Origin of the sequence: Pseudomonas sp. St316 (genome assembly GCF_018325905.1) — a bacterium.
GTDB lineage: Bacteria > Pseudomonadota > Gammaproteobacteria > Pseudomonadales > Pseudomonadaceae > Aquipseudomonas.
Genome location: NZ_AP021901.1, coordinates 5,962,951 through 5,979,783, shown reverse-complemented (window position 1 = coordinate 5,979,783; position 16,833 = coordinate 5,962,951). Strand labels below are relative to the sequence as shown.

The window sequence follows — 16,833 nt, the reverse complement described above, 5'->3', positions numbered from 1 at the left end:
CTGGCTCCCACAGGGGCCGGTGTACCCGATCAAAGTGTGGAAGCAGGCTGGCTCCCACGGGGGCCGGTTTACCCGATCAAAGTGTGGAAGCAGGCTTGCTCCCACAGGGGGCGGTATACGCGATCAAACTGTGGGAGCGAGCTTGCTCGCGATAGCGGCCCGGCAGGCGCTGAAAAGTCAGCCCGCCAGCAACCAAACCCCTGCCGCCGCCGAAGCTGCCCCGGCCAATCGAACCAATGGCGCTGCCACTCGCGGCAACACCCGCACCAGGGCAAACCCGGCACCATGCAGCGCCGCTGTCGCTGCGACGAATCCCGCCGCATAGGCCCACGGGCTCGACATGTCCGGCAGTTCCAAGCCATGGGCCACACCATGGAACAGCGCAAACAGTGCGGTTGCACCGACCGCCAGGCTCAACGGCGGACGCACCGCCAGTGCCACCGCCAGGCCCAGGGCGAGCACCGAGGCGGCAATCGCGCCTTCCAGTGCCGGCAGGTCCAGGCCTTCAAAGCCCAGCAGGCCGCCGAGCAGCATTGTGCCGACGAAGGTGCATGGCAGTGCCCAGCGCGCGGCACCTTGTTGTTGTGCGGCCCACAAACCGACCGCCAACATCGCCAGCAAATGGTCGAGTCCACCGATGGGGTGGCCGAGGCCGGCGATCAAGCCATTGTCGTCATGGCCGGGATGGGCAAAGGCCAAGGCTGGGGTCAGCAGCAGGGCAAGGGCCCCGAGGATGCGTTTGAAGGTCATGGATAAGCTTCCTTGTGGTCAGTCGGAAAGATCAGGCGGCGGTCAGCAGACCCTGGCGCTCGATGAAGGCGATGATGTCGTCCAGGCCCTGGCCGGTCTTCTGGTTGCTGAAGACGAAGGGCTTGCCGTTGCGCATCCGTCGGGTGTCGCTGTCCATCATTTCCAGGGACGCACCCACCAGGGGTGCCAGGTCGATTTTGTTGATCACCAGCAGGTCGGATTTGCAGATGCCCGGACCGCCCTTGCGCGGCAGCTTGTCACCGGCCGAGACGTCGATCACATAGATGGTAAGGTCCGACAGCTCCGGGCTGAAGGTCGCCGACAGGTTGTCACCGCCCGATTCCACCAGGATCAGGTCCAGGCCCGGGAAGCGCCGGTTCAACTGGTCCACCGCCTCCAGGTTGATCGACGCATCTTCGCGAATGGCCGTGTGCGGGCAGCCGCCGGTTTCCACGCCGATGATCCGCTCCGGGGCCAGGGCCTCGTTGCGCACCAGGAAGTCGGCGTCTTCGCGGGTGTAGATGTCGTTGGTGACCACGGCCAGGTTGTAGCGTTCACGTAGAGCCAGGCACAGGGCCAGGGTCAGGGCGGTCTTGCCGGAACCTACCGGGCCGCCGATACCGACGCGCAGAGGTTGTGTATTCATGAGTGTCTCCTAGGAACGGAACAGACGGCTGTACTGGCGCTCATGGGCCATGCACGCCAGGGACAGGCCAAATGCGGCGCTGCCGTAATGGTCAGGATCAATGTTCGAGGCCTCGTGCTGGGCTTGTTGCAGCAGCGGCAGCAGTTCGCTGGTCAGGCGCTGGGCGGCTTGCTGGCCCAGGGGCAGGGTTTTCATCAGCACCGCCAGTTGGTTTTCCAGCCAGCTCCACAGCCAGGCGGCGAGGGCGTCCTGGGGCGCGATGTGCCAGGCGCGCGCTGCCATGGCCCAGCACAGCGCCAGGTGCGGCTCGCTGCGCTGTTGGAGAAAGTCCCGGGCGGCAAGGTCGAGTTCTGGCAGACCGGCGAGCAGTTGCTGCAATGAGTAGCCCATCTGCCGGCTCTCCTGATACAGCTCGCGGGTTTCCCGGCTGGCGCGGTGCGCTTGGCAATGCAGCAGCAGGGCATCCCAATCGTCAGCGGCGGCTGCGCTGCAGTGAGCCAGCAGCAAGGGCGCTTCGAAACGCGCCAGGTTCAGCAGCAGTTGATCGCTGATCCAGCGACGGGCGTCGTCGGGACTCTTCACCTGGCCGTTGTCCACCGCCATCTCCAGCCCCTGGGAATAGCTGTAGCCACCAATCGGCAACTGCGGGCTGGCCAGACGCAGCAGCGCCCAGGCCGGGTTCATGTGCGCACGCCAAACTGATGCAGGCGCGGCGCGTAGTTGAAATCTTCGTCGCCGTGCCGGGAGTGATGGTGACCGCCGCCATAGGCACCGTGTTCCGGCTGGAACGGGGCTTCGATGGGTTCGACGCGGGCGCCCAGTTGTTCGAGCATCGCCTTGAGCACGTAGTCGTCCAGCAGGCGCAACCAGCCATCGCCCACTTGCAGGGCAACATGGCGATTGCCCAGGTGATAGGCGGCGCGGGTCAGCTCGAACGCGTTGGCGCAGGTGACATGCAGCAGTTGTTCGGCGCGGGCGCAAACGCGCACGATGCGCCCGTCTTCAGCTTGCAGGCATTCACCGTCGTACAGCGGCGGCTGGCCTCGCTCCAGGAACAATCCCACGTCTTCACCCTCGGCACTGAAACAGCGCAGGCGGCTTTTGCTGCGGGCGTCAAAGGTCAGGTGCAGCTCGGCGTCCCAGCGCGGTTGAGTGTCGATTCTGCGATGAATCACCAACATCGGAGTGCTTCCAGCAATGAACAGTGCTGTGTTTAGAGCAAGGGGCTTGCCAACCGAAAGAGATGTAGGAAATAGCTGGGATGGCGTTTCAGAATAGGGCGGATTGCGTGTCATGTTGGTGCGCGATGAGATGTCGCGCACTATTTTGATGCCGGTGCAAAAACAACCTGTGGGAGCAAGGGGGCACCAGGGTTATTCGGTGCTACCCAGCCCTTGCCAATGCTTGAGGCCAATAAAGATGAACCGCAGTTGCTGGGTAATCTTCGCCTGGGGCGTGAGGTGTTCGGGGAGGGCTTGGGCGGGTGGGTCGATGATGTCCGGCAGGGTGGCGAATACGCTCTTGACGATGAGGTCGGCCATCACACCCAGGGCGGCCAGGTCCAGGTGCTGCAACTTGGGCATCAAGGCCAGGTCGGCTGCCAGGTCCGAGCTGATGTCTTCGCGCAGTTGGGCGATGGCCTGGCGCACCGGCAGGGAGCCGCCGTATTGCTCGCGGGCCAGGAACAGGAACTGCGATCGGTTGGCCTGCACCACATCGAGAAAGATCCGCACCGAGGCATCGATAATGCCGCCCATGACGAATTCGTTGTGGCGTACCAGGCGGATGGTTTCGCGGAAGGTCTGGCCGACTTCACAGACCAGTGCCAGGCCCAGTTGATCCATGTCGTCGAAGTGCCGGTAGAACCCGGTGGGCACGATGCCTGCCGTCTTGGCGACTTCCCGCAGGCTCAGGCTGCCGAACCCCCGGCCGCACTCCATCAAATGGCGGGCTGCGTCCATCAGGGCAATTCGGGTCTGTTGTTTCTGTTCGGCGCGGGGCAGCATTGCAAGGCTGGCTTCTGATTCACGGGAGCGACGCACTTTAGCAAATCGGCTTTGCCGACGTCGAACGGTAGAGAGGGGTCGGGCGGGAAAACGAAAGGCTTGAAAAGTCAAAAGCCCGATTGCAGGAATCGGGCTTTTTTTGAGGCCACCATGGGCTCAGCTCACTGTGCCGTTGCGTTCGATCGTGCGATCACCACCGCCTTCGGCGAGGGTCTGGCCAGGAGTGCGGTCGGAACCGTCAGCGGCGAGGGTCTGGCCAGGAGTGCGGTCGGAACCGTCAGCGGCGAGGGTCTGGCCAGGGGTGCGGTCGGAACCGTCAGCGGCGAGGGTCTGGCCAGGGGTGCGGTCGGAACCGTCAGCGGCGAGGGTCTGGCCAGGGGTGCGGTCGGAACCGTCAGCGGCGAGGGTCTGGCCAGGAGTGCGGTCGGAACCGTCAGCTGCCACGGTGTCGCCCTGCTTGGTACGGTCATAACCGTCCTCGGCCAGGCCTTTTTCTTCCAGACGATCGCGACCGCCCTCGGCAACCGTTTGGCTGTAGACAGAGTGGCTGTCCTTGACTTGGGGCGTGGCTTGTTCGGAAGCTGGCAATGCAAAGGCAGTCGAGGCCAGCAGTGAAAGGGAAAGGCTCATCAGTAATTGGCGTTTCATGATCGTTGCTCCTCAGGAGGGCGATAAAGTGGGTACGTGGGCAATGCTACTCTCGATAAGTCGATATAAAAGTTCATAAACGCAATGGTAATAATCAACGGAATTGATTGTTCGGGGCGAAGGCTCTAGAACGGGCCTTTCCGAGGTGCGGATTTGCACTGCGGTGGGTATTTTGTACCCATCGACGCCTCGCAAAAGTGCGGGTGCGGTAACAGTTTGTTGGCTGATCGGTCAGGATTGTTGCGTTTTTTTGTACCGTTCATCGGCACCTGTTGGTCGTTCTACCAGTCCAACCCTTCATAACGTGCCGACTGCTGGTTCGTGTTTCCAAGGCGTCGCAGTTGCGCACGCTGATTTGTTCATCAGGAGTTTTGTGCATGACGCGCACCTCGAAAATCCTCGCCTGGAGCTTTGCCAGCCTTGTTGTCCTGCTGGCCGTGCTGGTCCTGGTCATCGCCTTCTTCGACTGGAACCGCATCAAGCCCACGCTCAATGCCAAGGTTTCCGAGGAGTTGCACCGCCCCTTTGCCATCAATGGCAACCTGGCGGTGGCCTGGCAGCGTGAGCCAGAGGAAGGGGGCTGGCGAGCCTGGTTGCCTTGGCCCCATGTGGTGGCCGAGGATGTGAGCCTGGGTAACCCGGACTGGTCGAAAACCCCGCAAATGGTCACGCTCAAGCGTGTTGAGTTGCGTATTTCGCCCTTGGCGCTGCTGGCCCGGCGGGTGGCGATTCCGCGCATTGACCTGACGGAGCCTGATGCCAACCTGCAACGCCTGGCCGACGGGCGCGCCAACTGGACCTTCCAGTTCGACCCGAAAGACCCGGACGCCGAGCCGTCCAGCTGGGCGGTGGACATCGGTGCGATCGGCTTCGACAAAGGCCACGTCACCCTTGACGACCAAACGCTCAAGACCCGCCTCGACCTGTTGATCGACCCTCTGGGCAAACCCATCCCGTTCAGCGATATCGTCGGTGACAAGGCTGCGAAAAAAGCCCTGGACCAGGGCACGACACCGCAGGACTACGCGTTCGCCTTCAAGGTCAACGGGCAGTATCACGGACAAAGTCTGACCGGCTCGGGTAAGGTCGGCGGCTTGCTGGCATTGCAGGATGCGTCCCGACCCTTTCCGCTCCAGGCCCAGGCGAAGATCGCCGAGACCCGCATCGAACTGGCCGGCACCCTCACCGACCCGCTGAACCTCGGGGCCCTGGACTTGCGCCTGAAACTGGCCGGCAACAGCCTCGCCCATCTCTACCCGCTGACCGGCGTGACCCTGCCGGATTCACCGCCTTATGCCACCGATGGCCGCTTGATTGCCAAGCTGCATGAGCCGGGTGGGGCGCTGTTTCGCTATGAGGCGTTCAACGGCAAGATCGGCGACAGCGATATCCATGGCGACCTGGCCTATCTCGCCAGCCAGCCCCGGCCAAAACTCAGTGGCGCGCTGGTCTCCAATCAACTGCTGTTCAGCGACCTGGCGCCGCTGATCGGTGCCGACTCCAATACCGAGCAAAAAGCCCGGGGCGGCGCCAGCAAGCAGCCGACGGGCAAGGTCTTGCCCGTGGAAGCGTTTCGCACCGAGCGTTGGAGCGTGATGGACGCCGATGTGGAGTTCACCGGCAAACGCATCGTCCATAGCGAGCAGTTGCCGTTCACCGACCTTTACACCCATCTGGTGCTCAACGATGGGCAATTGAGCCTGGAGCCCCTGCGCTTTGGCGTGGCCGGTGGCCGCCTCGATGCGCAGATTCGCCTCAACGGCCATACCCAGCCCCTTGAGGGCCAGGCGAAGCTGACGGCGCGCGGTTTCAAACTCAAGCAGCTGTTCCCCGGTTTTGAACCGATGAAAACCAGCTTCGGCGAACTGAACGGCGATGCCGACATCACCGGGCGCGGCAATTCGGTGGCGGCGTTGCTGGGCACTTCCAACGGCACACTGAAAATGCTGATCAACGATGGCGCCATCAGTCGTGAGCTGATGGAGCTGGCGGGGCTGAACGTCGGCAACTACGTGGTGGGGAAAATCTTTGGTGACAAAGAAGTGAAGATCAACTGTGCGGCGGCTGACTTCGACATCAAGACGGGCCTGGCGACCACGCGCCTGTTCGTGTTCGACACTGAGAACGCGATCATCTACATCGACGGCACGGCGAACATGGCGAATGAACAGTTGGACCTGACTGTCACCCCCGAGTCCAAGGGCTGGCGCCTGATTTCCCTGCGCTCGCCGTTGTACGTCCGGGGCCCGTTCGCCAAGCCCGCCGCCGGGGTCAAGGCAGTGCCGCTGATGCTGCGCGGCGCCGGGATGGTGGCGTTGGGTGTGATCGCTGCACCGGCCGCCGGCTTGCTCGCGCTGGTAGCGCCCAGCGGCGGTGAGCCAAACCAGTGCGCGCCGTTGCTGGAGCAGATGAAGGCGGGCAAGGCGCCGGTGACGGTCAAGCCCACCCGGTAGCCAATTCTTGCAGTGAGGCTACTGGCCCCATCGCGAGCAGGCTCGCTCCCACAGGGGACCGCGCTGTGTCTGAAAGTGCGGCCGAAATGTGGGAGCCAATTCTTGTGGTGAGGCTACTGGCCCTATCGCGAGCAAGCTCGCTCCCACAGGGGACCGCGCTGTGTCTGAAAGTGCGGTCGAAATGTGGGAGCCAATTCTTGCAGTGAAGCTACTGACCCCATCGCGAGCAAGCTCGCTCCCACAGGGGACCGCGCTGTGTCTGAAAGTGCGGTCGAAATGTGGGAGCCAATTCTTGTGGTGAGGCTACTGGCCCTATCGCGAGCAAGCTCGCTCCCACAGGGGACCGTGTTGTGTCTGAGAGAACGCGGTCAAAATGTGGGAGCGAGCTTGCTCGCGATAACGGTATCAGAGGTCGGCCAAAATATCGGCCATGTCATCGGCATGCTCTTCTTCCTGGGCCAGGATGTCTTCGAAGATGCGCCGGGTGGTCGGGTCTTTTTCGCCGATGTACTGGATGATTTCCCGATAGCTGTCGATGGCGATTCGTTCGGCCACCAGGTCCTCGTACACCATTTCCCTGAGGGTGTTGCCCGCCACGTACTGGGCGTGGGAATTGCGGGTCAATAGGTCGGGGTTGAACTCCGGCTCGCCGCCCAGTTGGACGATGCGCTCGGCGAGTTTGTCGGCGTGTTCGGCTTCCTGATTCGCGTGCTCGAGGAACTCGCTGGCCGCCATGCTGGCCTTGAGGCCGGTGGCCATGAAGTAGTGGCGCTTGTAGCGCAGCACGCAGACCAGTTCGGTGGCCAGCGCTTCGTTGAGCAGGCGGACAACTTCCTGCCGATCGGCGCCGTAGCCTTCGGTCACTGCACCGTTCTGCACGTTCTGCCGTGCACGTTCGCGCAGGGTGGTTACATCGGATAAGTGCATGTCGCTCATCTCGTTCTCCTGGAGGCTGATCCGGTGGGGGCGTCACGCTCTGATGGCGCGATCGCTCTAAGTCTGAGTGACACGGTCCTGAAAAAGTTTTACCGAGTTTTTCAGCGCATAGCCGGACAGTCGCGCTTCCTCCCCTAGCCACTGGAAGAACGCCCGCACCGGCGGATGGCGTTCGCGGCCTGGCACGCACAGGGCACTGTAGCCGGCGCCATTGACCTGGATGTCTGGGCGGTAGCCGACCAGCAAGCCGCTGGCGATGCTTTCGGAAGCCAAGATATTGCTCGCCAGCACCAGGCCTTGTCCGGCAATCGCGGCTTGCAAGGCGTAATGCTCCTCGTCGTACTCGCGCATGCACGGCTGCCGGGTGAGCCAGGTTTCCCCGGCCTGGGCGCACCAGGCATCCCAACCGTGGGCGTAGAGCTTGGCGTTGTGCCAATGCACGCTGATCAGCGTCGGCATCTGCCGGGCCGCCAGGGCCACCTGTTCAGGCGAGCCGTAGACCCCGAAACTTTCATCAAACAGGCACATGCCGTACAGGTTCGGGTAGGCATCCAGGCTATAGCGCACCACCAGGTCGACGCTGGCGTCCTGGTGCAGGTCAATCACCTCGCAATGGGTATCCAGGCGCACGTTGATGTTTGGGTGGCGCGCATAAAAGCGTCCCAGGCGAGGCACCAGCCACAGGGCGGCAAACGCGGCGGTGGTGGACAGTGTCAGGTGGCTGGTGCTGCGTTGCGGGCGCAGGGTGTCGACGCTTTGCGCTACCTCCAGCAATGCCCCGTGCAGGCTGTGGAACAGGCGCTGCCCGCCGTCGGTGAGGCGTACCTGGCGTGGCAGGCGTTCGAACAGCACCAGCCCCAGCCACGTCTCCAGGGATCTAATCTGATGGGAGACCGCCGTCGGCGTCACCGACAACTCCGCTGCAGCCGCCTTGAAACTGAGCAGCCGCGCTGCTGCCTCGAAGGCGCGCAGGGCGTTGAGTGGCAGGTTGGCGAACATCCTGAATCTCCTGAAGTGCGATGGATGAAACTAACTCATCCAGATGAACTAACGCTCATTTGTCTGCCAGCGGCTACGAGCTTCAAGCTGCAAGGCACAAGCAGTGTTGATTGTAGCCGCATAAAAGGAAATTCAGATGAGCAAGATTCTTGTGGTGCATGGCAGTCCCCGTGGCGAGCGTTCTCATTCCCGGCGCTTGGCCGAGGGCTTTGTTTCGGCTTGGCAGGCCGCCCATCCGCAATCCCGATTGACCCGTCGCGAAGTCGGACGGACAGTGATTGCGCCGGTCAACGAAGCGTTCATCGCTGCGGCGTTCTACCCTGAACCCCAGGCTCGACCGTTGATCATGCAAGCGGACCTGGCCCTGAGCGATGCCTTGGTCGAGGAGTTGCAAGCCCATGACCGATTGGTGATCTCCGCGCCCATGCACAACTTCAGCGTGCCCAGCGGCGTGAAGGCCTGGATCGACCAGATCGTGCGCATCGGGCTGACGTTCAACCACAGCCTGGATAATGGCGTGTCGAACTACGAGCCGCTGGTGTTGGGCAAGAAGGCGCTGATCGTGACCAGTCGTGGTGATTTCGGTTTCGGGCCTGGCGGCCAGTTGGAAAGCATGAATCACGCCGACACGCTGTTGCGCACCGTCCTTGGGTTTATCGGAATCACCGATGTGACGGTGGTGGCGGCAGAAGGCGAAGAGTCGGCCGAGCGCAGTTTTGCGTTGTCCTGCGCCGAAGCCGAGGAGCGTTTGCTGGCGCTGGCGCGGACTTTTTGAAAAAGGGCTGCTGCGCGGCACAACGGGCGCAATCTTTGACCACGGGTCCATGGCAGTGACACGGGTGTCATGGACGGGTCATCATCAGTACTGATGATGACTCCTCTCGATCACAAGGATGTCGCCATGTCGCAACGCTGCGCCACTCGTTATCCGCTGGTACTGGTCCCGGGTATGCTCGGGTTCATACGCCTGGTGTTGTATCCGTACTGGTATGGGATCGTTTCGGCGTTGCGTCGCGGCGGGGCCGTCGTCGTGGCGGTGAAGGTTTCGCCGCTGCATTCTTCCGAGGTGCGCGGCGAGCAGTTGCTGGCACGGATCGAGGAGATCCTGCGGCAAACCGGTGCGCAGAAAGTCAACCTGATCGGCCACAGCCAGGGCAGCCTCACCGCCCGCTATGCGGCCGCCAAACGCCCGGACCTGGTAGCGTCGGTCACCTCGGTGGCCGGCCCCAACCACGGCTCCGAACTGGCGGATTACCTGCAACTCCACTACCCGGCCGACAGTGCCAAGGGGCGTGTGCTCAGTACCGTGCTGCGCCTGATCAACGCCCTGATGAGCCTGCTGGACACCGGCTATCGCGGGCCGAAGCTGCCGGTGGATATCCACGCTTCCCATGCCTCCCTGACCAGCGTCGGGGTGGCGCTGTTCAATCAACGTTATCCACAGGGCCTGCCGCAGATCTGGGGCGGGCAGGGGCCGGAAGAGGTTAATGGCGTGCGCTATTACTCGTGGTCCGGCACCTTGCAGCCGGGCAAGACCGACAAGGGGCGCAACCTGTTCGACGGCACTCACCGCAGCTGCCGTTTATTTGCTCGCACGTTTGTGAGGGAGGCGGGGCAATGCGACGGCATGGTCGGACGCTACAGCTCGCACCTGGGCACTGTCATCGGCGATGACTATCCGCTGGACCACTTCGATATCGTCAACCAATCGCTGGGGCTGGTGGGCAAGGGGGCCGAGCCGATCCGCTTGTTTGTCGAGCATGCCGAGCGGTTGAAGGCGGCCGGGGTGTAGCCCGTTGGGCCGCGTTATCGTTCTTCGCGGGCAAGCCCCTACAGTAGATTGGTGTTGCTCGGTTCATAGTGGGAGCTTGCTCGCGATGGCGGTAGATCAGGCCGTGCGGGACAACCTGGTGAAGATGTAACAGGCTTTGTCTACACTGCATTTCATCGTCACACCCTCGTGTGGCAGTCAGGAGAACCACCATGAAGATGCTTCGTGTCCCTTTATTGATGATCGGTTTGCTGCTGTGTTCCCAGGGCTTCGCCGCGACGGCGCAGCAGACCAAGATGACCACCTGCAACGCCGACGCTACCGCCAAGGCGCTCAAGGGCGACGAGCGCAAGGCCTTCATGAGTAACTGCCTCAAGGCCACCCCTGCTGCGCCGAGCACGCCTCAGGCACGCATGAAGACCTGCAACGCCACGGCGACCACCCAGGCCCTGAAGGGGGACGCCCGCAAGGCGTTCATGAGTGATTGCCTGAAGAACAAATAAGCGTTGAATCCATGGGCGTTATCGCGAGCAAGCTCGCTCCCACAATGGACCGGGCACCACTGATCTACTGTGGGAGCGAGCTTGCTCGCGATGGGGGCGGCGCAAAAGTTACAAAAAAACCCTGAACTGCGACCAAGGTCGGCCGACACAATGCCTAGTGCTGCCAGCGGATCGCTGGCAGACTGCCGATCCTTTCACGCCGTTTTGTCCTGAGGCTGTATGCCAACGTTTTCTCAGCGTCATGTGTTGTTGGTGATCAGTTGGGTGATCATTTTTGGTGGGCTGTTGCTGGTGCTGCCGCTGCGCCTGTTGCCGAGCTTGCTGGCCGGGCTGCTGGTGTTCGAACTGGTCAACATGCTCACCCCGCAATTGCAACGATTGATCGAAGGCCGTCGTGCTCGCTGGCTGGCGGTGGCGTTGCTGGGCACGCTGGTGGTCAGTGTGCTGACGTTGATCTTCGCCGGTGCCTTCAGTTTCCTGCTGCATGAGGCGGAAAACCCAGGCGCGTCCCTGGACAAGTTCATGACCGTGGTCGATCGCGCCCGTGGGCAATTGCCGCCGTTCATCGACGCCTACCTGCCGGCCAGCGCCGCTGAGTTCCGGGTGGCGATTGGCGACTGGATGAGCAAGCACCTGAGCGAGTTGCAACTGGTGGGCAAGGACGCGGCCCACATGTTCGTGACGTTGCTGATCGGCATGGTGCTGGGGGCCATCGTTGCCCTGCAGCGCATCCCCGACCTGACCAAGCGCAAGCCCTTGGCGGCCGCGTTGTTCGATCGCTTGAACCTGCTGGTCAAGGCGTTTCGCAACATCGTCTTCGCCCAAATCAAGATTTCCCTGCTCAACACCTTCTTCACCGGGATTTTCCTGGCGGTGGTGTTGCCGCTGTTCGGGATAAAGCTGCCGCTGACCAAGACCCTGATCGTGATGACCTTCCTGCTGGGGCTGCTGCCGGTCATCGGCAACCTGATGTCCAATACCCTGATCACCATTGTCGGCTTGTCGCTGTCGATCTGGGTCGCCGTGGCGGCGCTGTGTTACCTGATCGTGATCCACAAGCTCGAATACTTCCTCAACGCCCGCATCGTCGGCGGGCAGATCAGCGCCAAGTCCTGGGAATTGCTCATGGCGATGCTGGTGTTCGAAGCCGCCTTCGGTCTGCCGGGGTGGTGGCGGGACCGATCTACTATGCGTACCTCAAGAGTGAGTTGAAACAGGTGGGGATGGTTTGATCCGGTGGGTGTGGCGTCTGATCTGACGCCATCGCGAGCAAGCTCGCTCCCACAGTCAACCGCATTCCTTCTGAAGAACCCGGTCAACTGTGGGAGCGAGCTTGCTCGCGATGCTGGCGCCTCGGTGTCAGGTCAGGCCTGCGTGCCGTAGCGCTTCATCGCCTCGATCGCCAACCCGCTGCCAATACTGCCGAAGATGTTGCCTTCCACATGCCGCGCCTGGGGCAGCATCGCCGAGACGCTGTTGCGCAGCGCCGGGATGCCGCTGGAACCCCCGGTGAAGAACACCGTGTCAACCTGATCGACCCTCACGTTGGCATCGTTGAGCAACTGCGTGACGCTGCCGCGTACCCGCTCCAGAAGGCCGTCGATGGCCGACTCGAACAAGGCCCGGCTCAGGTCCACGCTCAGGCCTGGTTCGATCCGGTCCAGCGGCACGTGGCGCTGGACGGCGTGGGTCAGCTCGATCTTGGTTTCTTCCACTTCCATCGCCAGCCAGTGCCCGGCGCGCTGTTCGATCAGTTTGAACAGCCGGTCGATGCCGCCGGTGTCTTCGATGTCGTAGCGCATGCTGCCCAGGGCCAGGGTGGATTTTTGCGAGTACACCGCGTTGATGGTGTGCCAGGTCGCCAGGTTCATGTGGTGGCTGGTGGGCATGTAGGCGCCGCTTTTCATGCGGCTGCCGTAGCCGAACAGCGGCATCACACCCTGCAAGCTCAGTTGTTTGTCGAAATCGGTGCCGCCGATGTGCACGCCACCGGTGGCGAGGATGTCGGCGTGACGGTTGTCGTGGGTGCGACGCTCCGGGGACAGGCGCACCAGGGAGAAGTCCGAGGTACCGCCGCCGATGTCGACGATCAGCACCAGCTCTTCTTTCTCGATGGTCGACTCATAGTCGAAGGCCGCCGCGATGGGTTCGTACTGGAACGAAACTTCCTTGAAACCGATGGCGCGGGCGACGTCTACCAAGGTGTTTTCCGCTTCCTGGTCGGCCATTTCATCGTCGTCGACGAAAAACACCGGGCGCCCCAGCACCACTTCTTCGAATTCCCGACCGGCGGTGGCTTCGGCGCGTTTCTTCAGCTGGCCGATGAACAGCCCCAGCAGATCCTTGAAGGGCATGGCCGTGCCCAACACGCTGGTGTCGTGCTTGATCAGCTTGGAGCCCAGCAGGCTCTTGAGCGAGCGCATCAGCCGGCCTTCGTAGCCTTCCAGGTATTCGTGCAGGGCCAGGCGACCATACACCGGGCGACGTTCCTCGAGATTGAAAAAGACCACCGAAGGCAGGGTGATCTTGTCGTCCTCCAGCGCGATCAACGTTTCCATGCCGGGGCGCAGCCAGCCGACAGTGGAGTTGGACGTGCCAAAGTCGATGCCGCAGGCACGGGCCGGGGATGCGTTTTTCATGTCTTTCGGGTTCCAGTTGAAAAAACGGCCGCGCAGTGTATGTCAGTGCGGCGCGGATTCGAAGGCCGGTTATCCGCTAATTCACAAACCTTGGCCTTGAAAGCGGCCCTTTTACCCCCAAACTTGCTGGCATGGGCCTGGTAGCCACAGGGCGAGCACAAGAACCGCGACCGGCTGCCGATAAACTTCTGATGCGCCGCCCGGTCACAAACCTTGAGATTGGTCAAACTCCGGGGCTTGTACCACGAGCATGCTGTGCATGGCGGTGCTATATCGATAATGGATGGTGATCCTTCAATGGACTTCAAAGACTATTACAAGATCCTGGGCGTCGAGCCGACGGCCGACGACGCCACGATCAAGGCCGCCTATCGCAAACTGGCGCGCAAGTACCACCCGGATGTGAGCAAGGAAAAGGACGCCGAGACCAAGTTCAAGGACGTCTCCGAAGCCTATGAAGCACTGAAAAGCGCCGACAAGCGCGCCGAATACGACGACCTGCGCCGCTACGGCCAGCACGGCCAGCCGTTCCAGGGCCCGCCGGGTTGGCAGAGCCGTGGTGGTTTTGGCGGCCAGGACACCGGGGACTTCTCGGACTTCTTCAGTTCGATCTTTGGCAATCGTGGGCCGGGTTTCGGTGGTGGGCAGTCAGGTCGCAGCGCCGGCCGTCGAGGGCAAGACGTGGAAATGGAATTACCGATCTTCCTGGAAGAGTCCCTGTCGAGCGAGTCGAAAAAGGTCAGCTTCCAGGTGCCGCAGTACAACGCGGCCGGCCAGCACGTGAGCAACACCAGCAAAAGCCTGAATGTGAAGATTCCACTGGGGGTGACCGACGGCGAGCGCATCCGCCTCAAGGGTCAGGGTGCGCCGGGCATCGGTGGTGGTGCCAATGGCGATTTGTACCTGACCATTCGTTTCGCGCCGCACCCCAAGTTCGACGTCGAAGGCCAGGACCTAATCATCACCTTGCCCCTGGCGCCGTGGGAATTGGCGCTGGGTACGGAAGTGGCGGTGCCGACCCTCACCGGCAAGATCAACCTCAAGGTCCCGGCCGGCAGCCAGAACGGCCAGCGCATGCGCGCCAAGGGCCACGGCCTGCGCAACAAGGCCGGCGAGCGCGGTTATCTGTTCGTGCAGCTCAAGGCCGTGATGCCAAAGGCCAGCGACGAGGCGGTCAAGGCGTTGTGGGCGGAACTGGCGAAGAAGGCTGCGTTCGATCCGCGGGAAAATTTCTGATTCGACAGCGCCTACACTCGACGGTTAAAGCATTGGGAGAAGCAGACCATGAACAACCCGATCATTGAACTGACCCTGACGGAATTCTGCGAGGCCGCCGCGTTGGCGGATGTCCATGTGATCGAGATCGTCGCCCATGGCATTCTCGAACCCCAAGGCGCGGCCCCGACGGATTGGCGTTTCACCGACTACGAACTGGTCCTGGCCCGCCGTGCGGCCAAGCTGCGCCGCGAGCTGGAGCTGGAGTGGGAAGGCGTCGCCCTGGCGCTGGACCTGCTGGAGGAAGTGCAGCAACTGCGCAGCGAAAACCGCATGCTCAAGCAGCGGTTGGGGCGGTTGGTGGAGTGAAAAACGGTCAATGAGCAAGCGCCAACCTGTGGGCGCAAGCTTTGCTCCCACAAGGCTTGCTCTCAGGTCCTCATTCCATTCAAAACAGAAAGTACCGCTGCGCCATCGGCAGCACGTCAGCCGGTTCACACCACAGCAACACCCCATCGGCCTTGACCTGATAGGTCTGCGGATCGACATCGATGCTCGGCAGGTAGTCGTTGTGGATCAGGTCGGTCTTCTGCACATCGCGGCAACCCTTGACCACGGCGATTCTCTTCTTCAGCCCAAGCTGCTCCGGTAGCCCCGCCTCGGCGGCGGCCTGGCTGATGAAGGTCAGGCTGGTGGCGTGCCGCGAGCCGCCGTAGCTGGCGAACATTGGTCGGTAGTGCACTGGCTGCGGCGTCGGGATCGAGGCGTTGGCGTCGCCCATCAGGCTGGCGGCGATGGCACCGCCCTTGAGAATCAGCGTCGGCTTGACCCCGAAAAACGCCGGGCGCCACAGCACCAGGTCGGCCCACTTGCCCACTTCGATGGAGCCCACTTCATGGCTGATGCCATGGGTGATCGCCGGGTTGATGGTGTACTTGGCGATGTAGCGCTTGATACGGAAGTTGTCGTTGCCTTCGCCGTCGCCGGGCAGGGCGCCGCGTTGCTTCTTCATCTTGTCGGCGGTCTGCCAGGTGCGGGTGATGACTTCGCCGACGCGACCCATGGCCTGGCTGTCGGAACTGATCATCGAGAACGCCCCCAAGTCGTGGAGAATGTCTTCGGCGGCGATGGTCTCGCGGCGGATGCGGCTTTCGGCGAAGGCCACGTCTTCGGCAATGCTTGGGTCCAGGTGATGGCAGACCATCAGCATGTCCAGGTGTTCGTCGATGGTGTTGCGGGTGAACGGTCGGGTCGGATTGGTCGAGCTGGGCAGCACATTGGGGAAGCCGCAGGCCTTGATGATGTCCGGCGCATGACCGCCGCCAGCGCCTTCGGTGTGGTAGGTGTGGATGGTGCGGCCCTTGAACGCGGCGAGGGTGGTTTCGACGAAGCCCGATTCGTTGAGGGTGTCGGTGTGGATCGCGACCTGCACGTCGTACTGGTCGGCCACGCTCAAGCAGTTGTCGATGGCGGCCGGGGTGGTGCCCCAGTCTTCGTGCAGCTTCAGGCCGATGGCGCCGGCCTTGACCTGTTCGATCAACGGCTCCGGCAGGCTGGCGTTGCCCTTGCCGGTGAAACCGATGTTCATGGGGAAGGCATCGGCGGCCTGGAGCATGCGCGCCAGGTGCCATGGGCCGGAGGTGCAGGTGGTGGCGTTGGTCCCGGTGGCCGGGCCGGTGCCGCCGCCGATCATGCTGGTGACGCCGCTCATCAGCGCTTCTTCGATCTGCTGGGGGCAGATGAAGTGGATGTGAGTGTCGATGCCGCCGGCGGTGAGGATCATGCCTTCACCAGCGATCACTTCGGTGCTGGCGCCGATGGCGATGGTCACGTCGGGCTGGATGTCCGGGTTGCCGGCCTTGCCAATGGCCGCGATGCGCCCGTCCTTGAGGCCGACATCGGCCTTGACGATGCCCCAGTGGTCGATGATCAGCGCGTTGGTGATCAAGGTGTCGACGACCTCGGCGGCCAGCAACTGGCTCTGGCCCATGCCGTCACGAATCACCTTGCCGCCGCCGAATTTCACTTCTTCGCCGTAGGTGGTGAAGTCCTTTTCCACTTCGATCCACAACTCGGTATCGGCCAGGCGGACCTTGTCACCGACGGTGGGGCCGAACATGTCGGCATAGGCTTGGCGGGAGATTTTCATATGCTTGCCTTGAGATTCAATTGATTTCGGAACCGTTCGCTTCGCTCACTCATCGCGAGCAAGCTCGCTCCCACAGGAAAGCGCGGTCAAATGTGGGAGCGAGCTTGCTCGCGATGAG

Annotated in this window: 16 protein-coding genes and 1 pseudogene; 7 read left to right on the top strand and 10 right to left on the bottom strand. The window is 62.3% G+C overall.

Going from position 1 to position 16,833, the window contains the following annotated elements:
- Positions 1-177: 177 nt before the first annotated feature.
- The 6 genes from KI237_RS26685 to KI237_RS26660 all read right to left on the bottom strand — a co-directional run bounded on the left by KI237_RS26685 (position 178) and on the right by KI237_RS26660 (position 4,050).
- Positions 178-750, bottom strand: coding sequence for a HupE/UreJ family protein (locus KI237_RS26685; RefSeq protein ID WP_212797742.1), 573 nt, complete (start codon positions 748-750; stop codon positions 178-180).
- Positions 751-781: 31 nt separating this feature from the next.
- Complete coding sequence (gene ureG / locus KI237_RS26680; protein WP_003197309.1) at positions 782-1,396, bottom strand: urease accessory protein UreG; 615 nt, start codon at positions 1,394-1,396, stop codon at positions 782-784.
- 9 nt (positions 1,397-1,405) lie between these two features.
- Complete coding sequence (locus KI237_RS26675; protein ID WP_212797741.1) at positions 1,406-2,080, bottom strand: urease accessory protein UreF; 675 nt, start codon at positions 2,078-2,080, stop codon at positions 1,406-1,408.
- Positions 2,077-2,577: an urease accessory protein UreE gene (gene ureE / locus KI237_RS26670; protein WP_212797740.1), complete on the bottom strand. Its 501-nt coding sequence runs from the start codon at positions 2,575-2,577 to the stop codon at positions 2,077-2,079. The genes KI237_RS26675 and ureE overlap by 4 nt, the downstream gene beginning before the upstream one ends.
- Before the next feature lie 192 nt (positions 2,578-2,769).
- On the bottom strand, positions 2,770-3,402 hold the full coding sequence (locus KI237_RS26665) for a TetR family transcriptional regulator (RefSeq protein WP_212797739.1): 633 nt from the start codon (positions 3,400-3,402) through the stop codon (positions 2,770-2,772).
- Between the two features lie 156 nt (positions 3,403-3,558).
- Entirely contained in the window at positions 3,559-4,050 is a 492-nt protein-coding gene (locus tag KI237_RS26660) for a hypothetical protein (protein ID WP_212797738.1), read from the bottom strand.
- A 377-nt stretch (positions 4,051-4,427) separates the two neighbouring features.
- On the opposite strand from KI237_RS26660, the gene KI237_RS26655 reads away from it, so the two are divergent.
- Positions 4,428-6,503, top strand: a complete 2,076-nt coding sequence (locus KI237_RS26655) for an AsmA family protein (RefSeq protein ID WP_212797737.1) — start codon at positions 4,428-4,430, stop codon at positions 6,501-6,503.
- A 405-nt stretch (positions 6,504-6,908) separates the two neighbouring features.
- Here the strand turns inward: KI237_RS26655 and KI237_RS26650 are convergent, their stop codons facing one another.
- Positions 6,909-7,439 carry a ferritin-like domain-containing protein gene (locus KI237_RS26650; RefSeq protein ID WP_212797736.1) on the bottom strand — a complete coding sequence of 177 codons (531 nt, stop codon included), beginning with the start codon at positions 7,437-7,439 and terminating at the stop codon, positions 6,909-6,911.
- Positions 7,440-7,496: 57 nt separating this feature from the next.
- Entirely contained in the window at positions 7,497-8,438 is a 942-nt protein-coding gene (locus KI237_RS26645) for a LysR substrate-binding domain-containing protein (protein ID WP_212797735.1), read from the bottom strand.
- 136 nt (positions 8,439-8,574) lie between these two features.
- On the opposite strand from KI237_RS26645, the gene KI237_RS26640 reads away from it, so the two are divergent.
- The 4 genes and pseudogenes from KI237_RS26640 to KI237_RS26625 all read left to right on the top strand — a co-directional run bounded on the left by KI237_RS26640 (position 8,575) and on the right by KI237_RS26625 (position 11,944).
- A complete protein-coding gene (locus tag KI237_RS26640) occupies positions 8,575-9,213 on the top strand; it encodes an FMN-dependent NADH-azoreductase (protein WP_212797734.1) in 639 nt (212 codons plus the stop codon).
- A gap of 126 nt (positions 9,214-9,339) precedes the next feature.
- Positions 9,340-10,230 (top strand): esterase/lipase family protein, encoded by an 891-nt coding sequence (locus KI237_RS26635; protein WP_212797733.1) that lies wholly within the window; start codon positions 9,340-9,342, stop codon positions 10,228-10,230.
- A gap of 191 nt (positions 10,231-10,421) precedes the next feature.
- Positions 10,422-10,712, top strand: coding sequence for a PsiF family protein (locus KI237_RS26630; RefSeq protein WP_212797732.1), 291 nt, complete (start codon positions 10,422-10,424; stop codon positions 10,710-10,712).
- A gap of 219 nt (positions 10,713-10,931) precedes the next feature.
- A pseudogene (locus KI237_RS26625) lies at positions 10,932-11,944 on the top strand (AI-2E family transporter).
- 132 nt (positions 11,945-12,076) lie between these two features.
- Here the strand turns inward: KI237_RS26625 and KI237_RS26620 are convergent.
- Positions 12,077-13,351, bottom strand: a complete 1,275-nt coding sequence (locus KI237_RS26620) for an Hsp70 family protein (protein WP_212797731.1) — start codon at positions 13,349-13,351, stop codon at positions 12,077-12,079.
- Positions 13,352-13,648: 297 nt separating this feature from the next.
- On the opposite strand from KI237_RS26620, the gene KI237_RS26615 reads away from it, so the two are divergent.
- Positions 13,649-14,587, top strand: a complete 939-nt coding sequence (locus tag KI237_RS26615; RefSeq protein WP_212797730.1) for a DnaJ C-terminal domain-containing protein — start codon at positions 13,649-13,651, stop codon at positions 14,585-14,587.
- 48 nt (positions 14,588-14,635) lie between these two features.
- The gene (locus tag KI237_RS26610; RefSeq protein ID WP_212797729.1) at positions 14,636-14,935 is read left to right on the top strand and encodes a chaperone modulator CbpM; all 300 of its coding nucleotides are present in this window, start codon (positions 14,636-14,638) and stop codon (positions 14,933-14,935) included.
- A gap of 79 nt (positions 14,936-15,014) precedes the next feature.
- On the opposite strand, the gene ureC is transcribed toward KI237_RS26610, so the two are convergent.
- Positions 15,015-16,715 carry an urease subunit alpha gene (gene ureC, locus KI237_RS26605; protein ID WP_212797728.1) on the bottom strand — a complete coding sequence of 567 codons (1,701 nt, stop codon included), beginning with the start codon at positions 16,713-16,715 and terminating at the stop codon, positions 15,015-15,017.
- Positions 16,716-16,833: the final 118 nt, after the last annotated feature.

Excerpts from the sequence above, each read along its gene's own strand:
- KI237_RS26685 (WP_212797742.1), bottom strand. The coding sequence starts at position 750 with ATGACCTTCAAACGCATCCTCGGGGCCCTTGCCCTGCTGCTGACCCCA.
- ureG (WP_003197309.1), bottom strand. The coding sequence starts at position 1,396 with ATGAATACACAACCTCTGCGCGTCGGTATCGGCGGCCCGGTAGGTTCC.
- KI237_RS26675 (WP_212797741.1), bottom strand. The coding sequence starts at position 2,080 with ATGAACCCGGCCTGGGCGCTGCTGCGTCTGGCCAGCCCGCAGTTGCCG.
- ureE (WP_212797740.1), bottom strand. The coding sequence starts at position 2,577 with ATGTTGGTGATTCATCGCAGAATCGACACTCAACCGCGCTGGGACGCC.
- KI237_RS26665 (WP_212797739.1), bottom strand. The coding sequence starts at position 3,402 with ATGCTGCCCCGCGCCGAACAGAAACAACAGACCCGAATTGCCCTGATG.
- KI237_RS26660 (WP_212797738.1), bottom strand. The coding sequence starts at position 4,050 with ATGAAACGCCAATTACTGATGAGCCTTTCCCTTTCACTGCTGGCCTCG.
- KI237_RS26655 (WP_212797737.1), top strand. The coding sequence starts at position 4,428 with ATGACGCGCACCTCGAAAATCCTCGCCTGGAGCTTTGCCAGCCTTGTT.
- KI237_RS26650 (WP_212797736.1), bottom strand. The coding sequence starts at position 7,439 with ATGAGCGACATGCACTTATCCGATGTAACCACCCTGCGCGAACGTGCA.
- KI237_RS26645 (WP_212797735.1), bottom strand. The coding sequence starts at position 8,438 with ATGTTCGCCAACCTGCCACTCAACGCCCTGCGCGCCTTCGAGGCAGCA.
- KI237_RS26640 (WP_212797734.1), top strand. The coding sequence starts at position 8,575 with ATGAGCAAGATTCTTGTGGTGCATGGCAGTCCCCGTGGCGAGCGTTCT.
- KI237_RS26635 (WP_212797733.1), top strand. The coding sequence starts at position 9,340 with ATGTCGCAACGCTGCGCCACTCGTTATCCGCTGGTACTGGTCCCGGGT.
- KI237_RS26630 (WP_212797732.1), top strand. The coding sequence starts at position 10,422 with ATGAAGATGCTTCGTGTCCCTTTATTGATGATCGGTTTGCTGCTGTGT.
- KI237_RS26620 (WP_212797731.1), bottom strand. The coding sequence starts at position 13,351 with ATGAAAAACGCATCCCCGGCCCGTGCCTGCGGCATCGACTTTGGCACG.
- KI237_RS26615 (WP_212797730.1), top strand. The coding sequence starts at position 13,649 with ATGGACTTCAAAGACTATTACAAGATCCTGGGCGTCGAGCCGACGGCC.
- KI237_RS26610 (WP_212797729.1), top strand. The coding sequence starts at position 14,636 with ATGAACAACCCGATCATTGAACTGACCCTGACGGAATTCTGCGAGGCC.
- ureC (WP_212797728.1), bottom strand. The coding sequence starts at position 16,715 with ATGAAAATCTCCCGCCAAGCCTATGCCGACATGTTCGGCCCCACCGTC.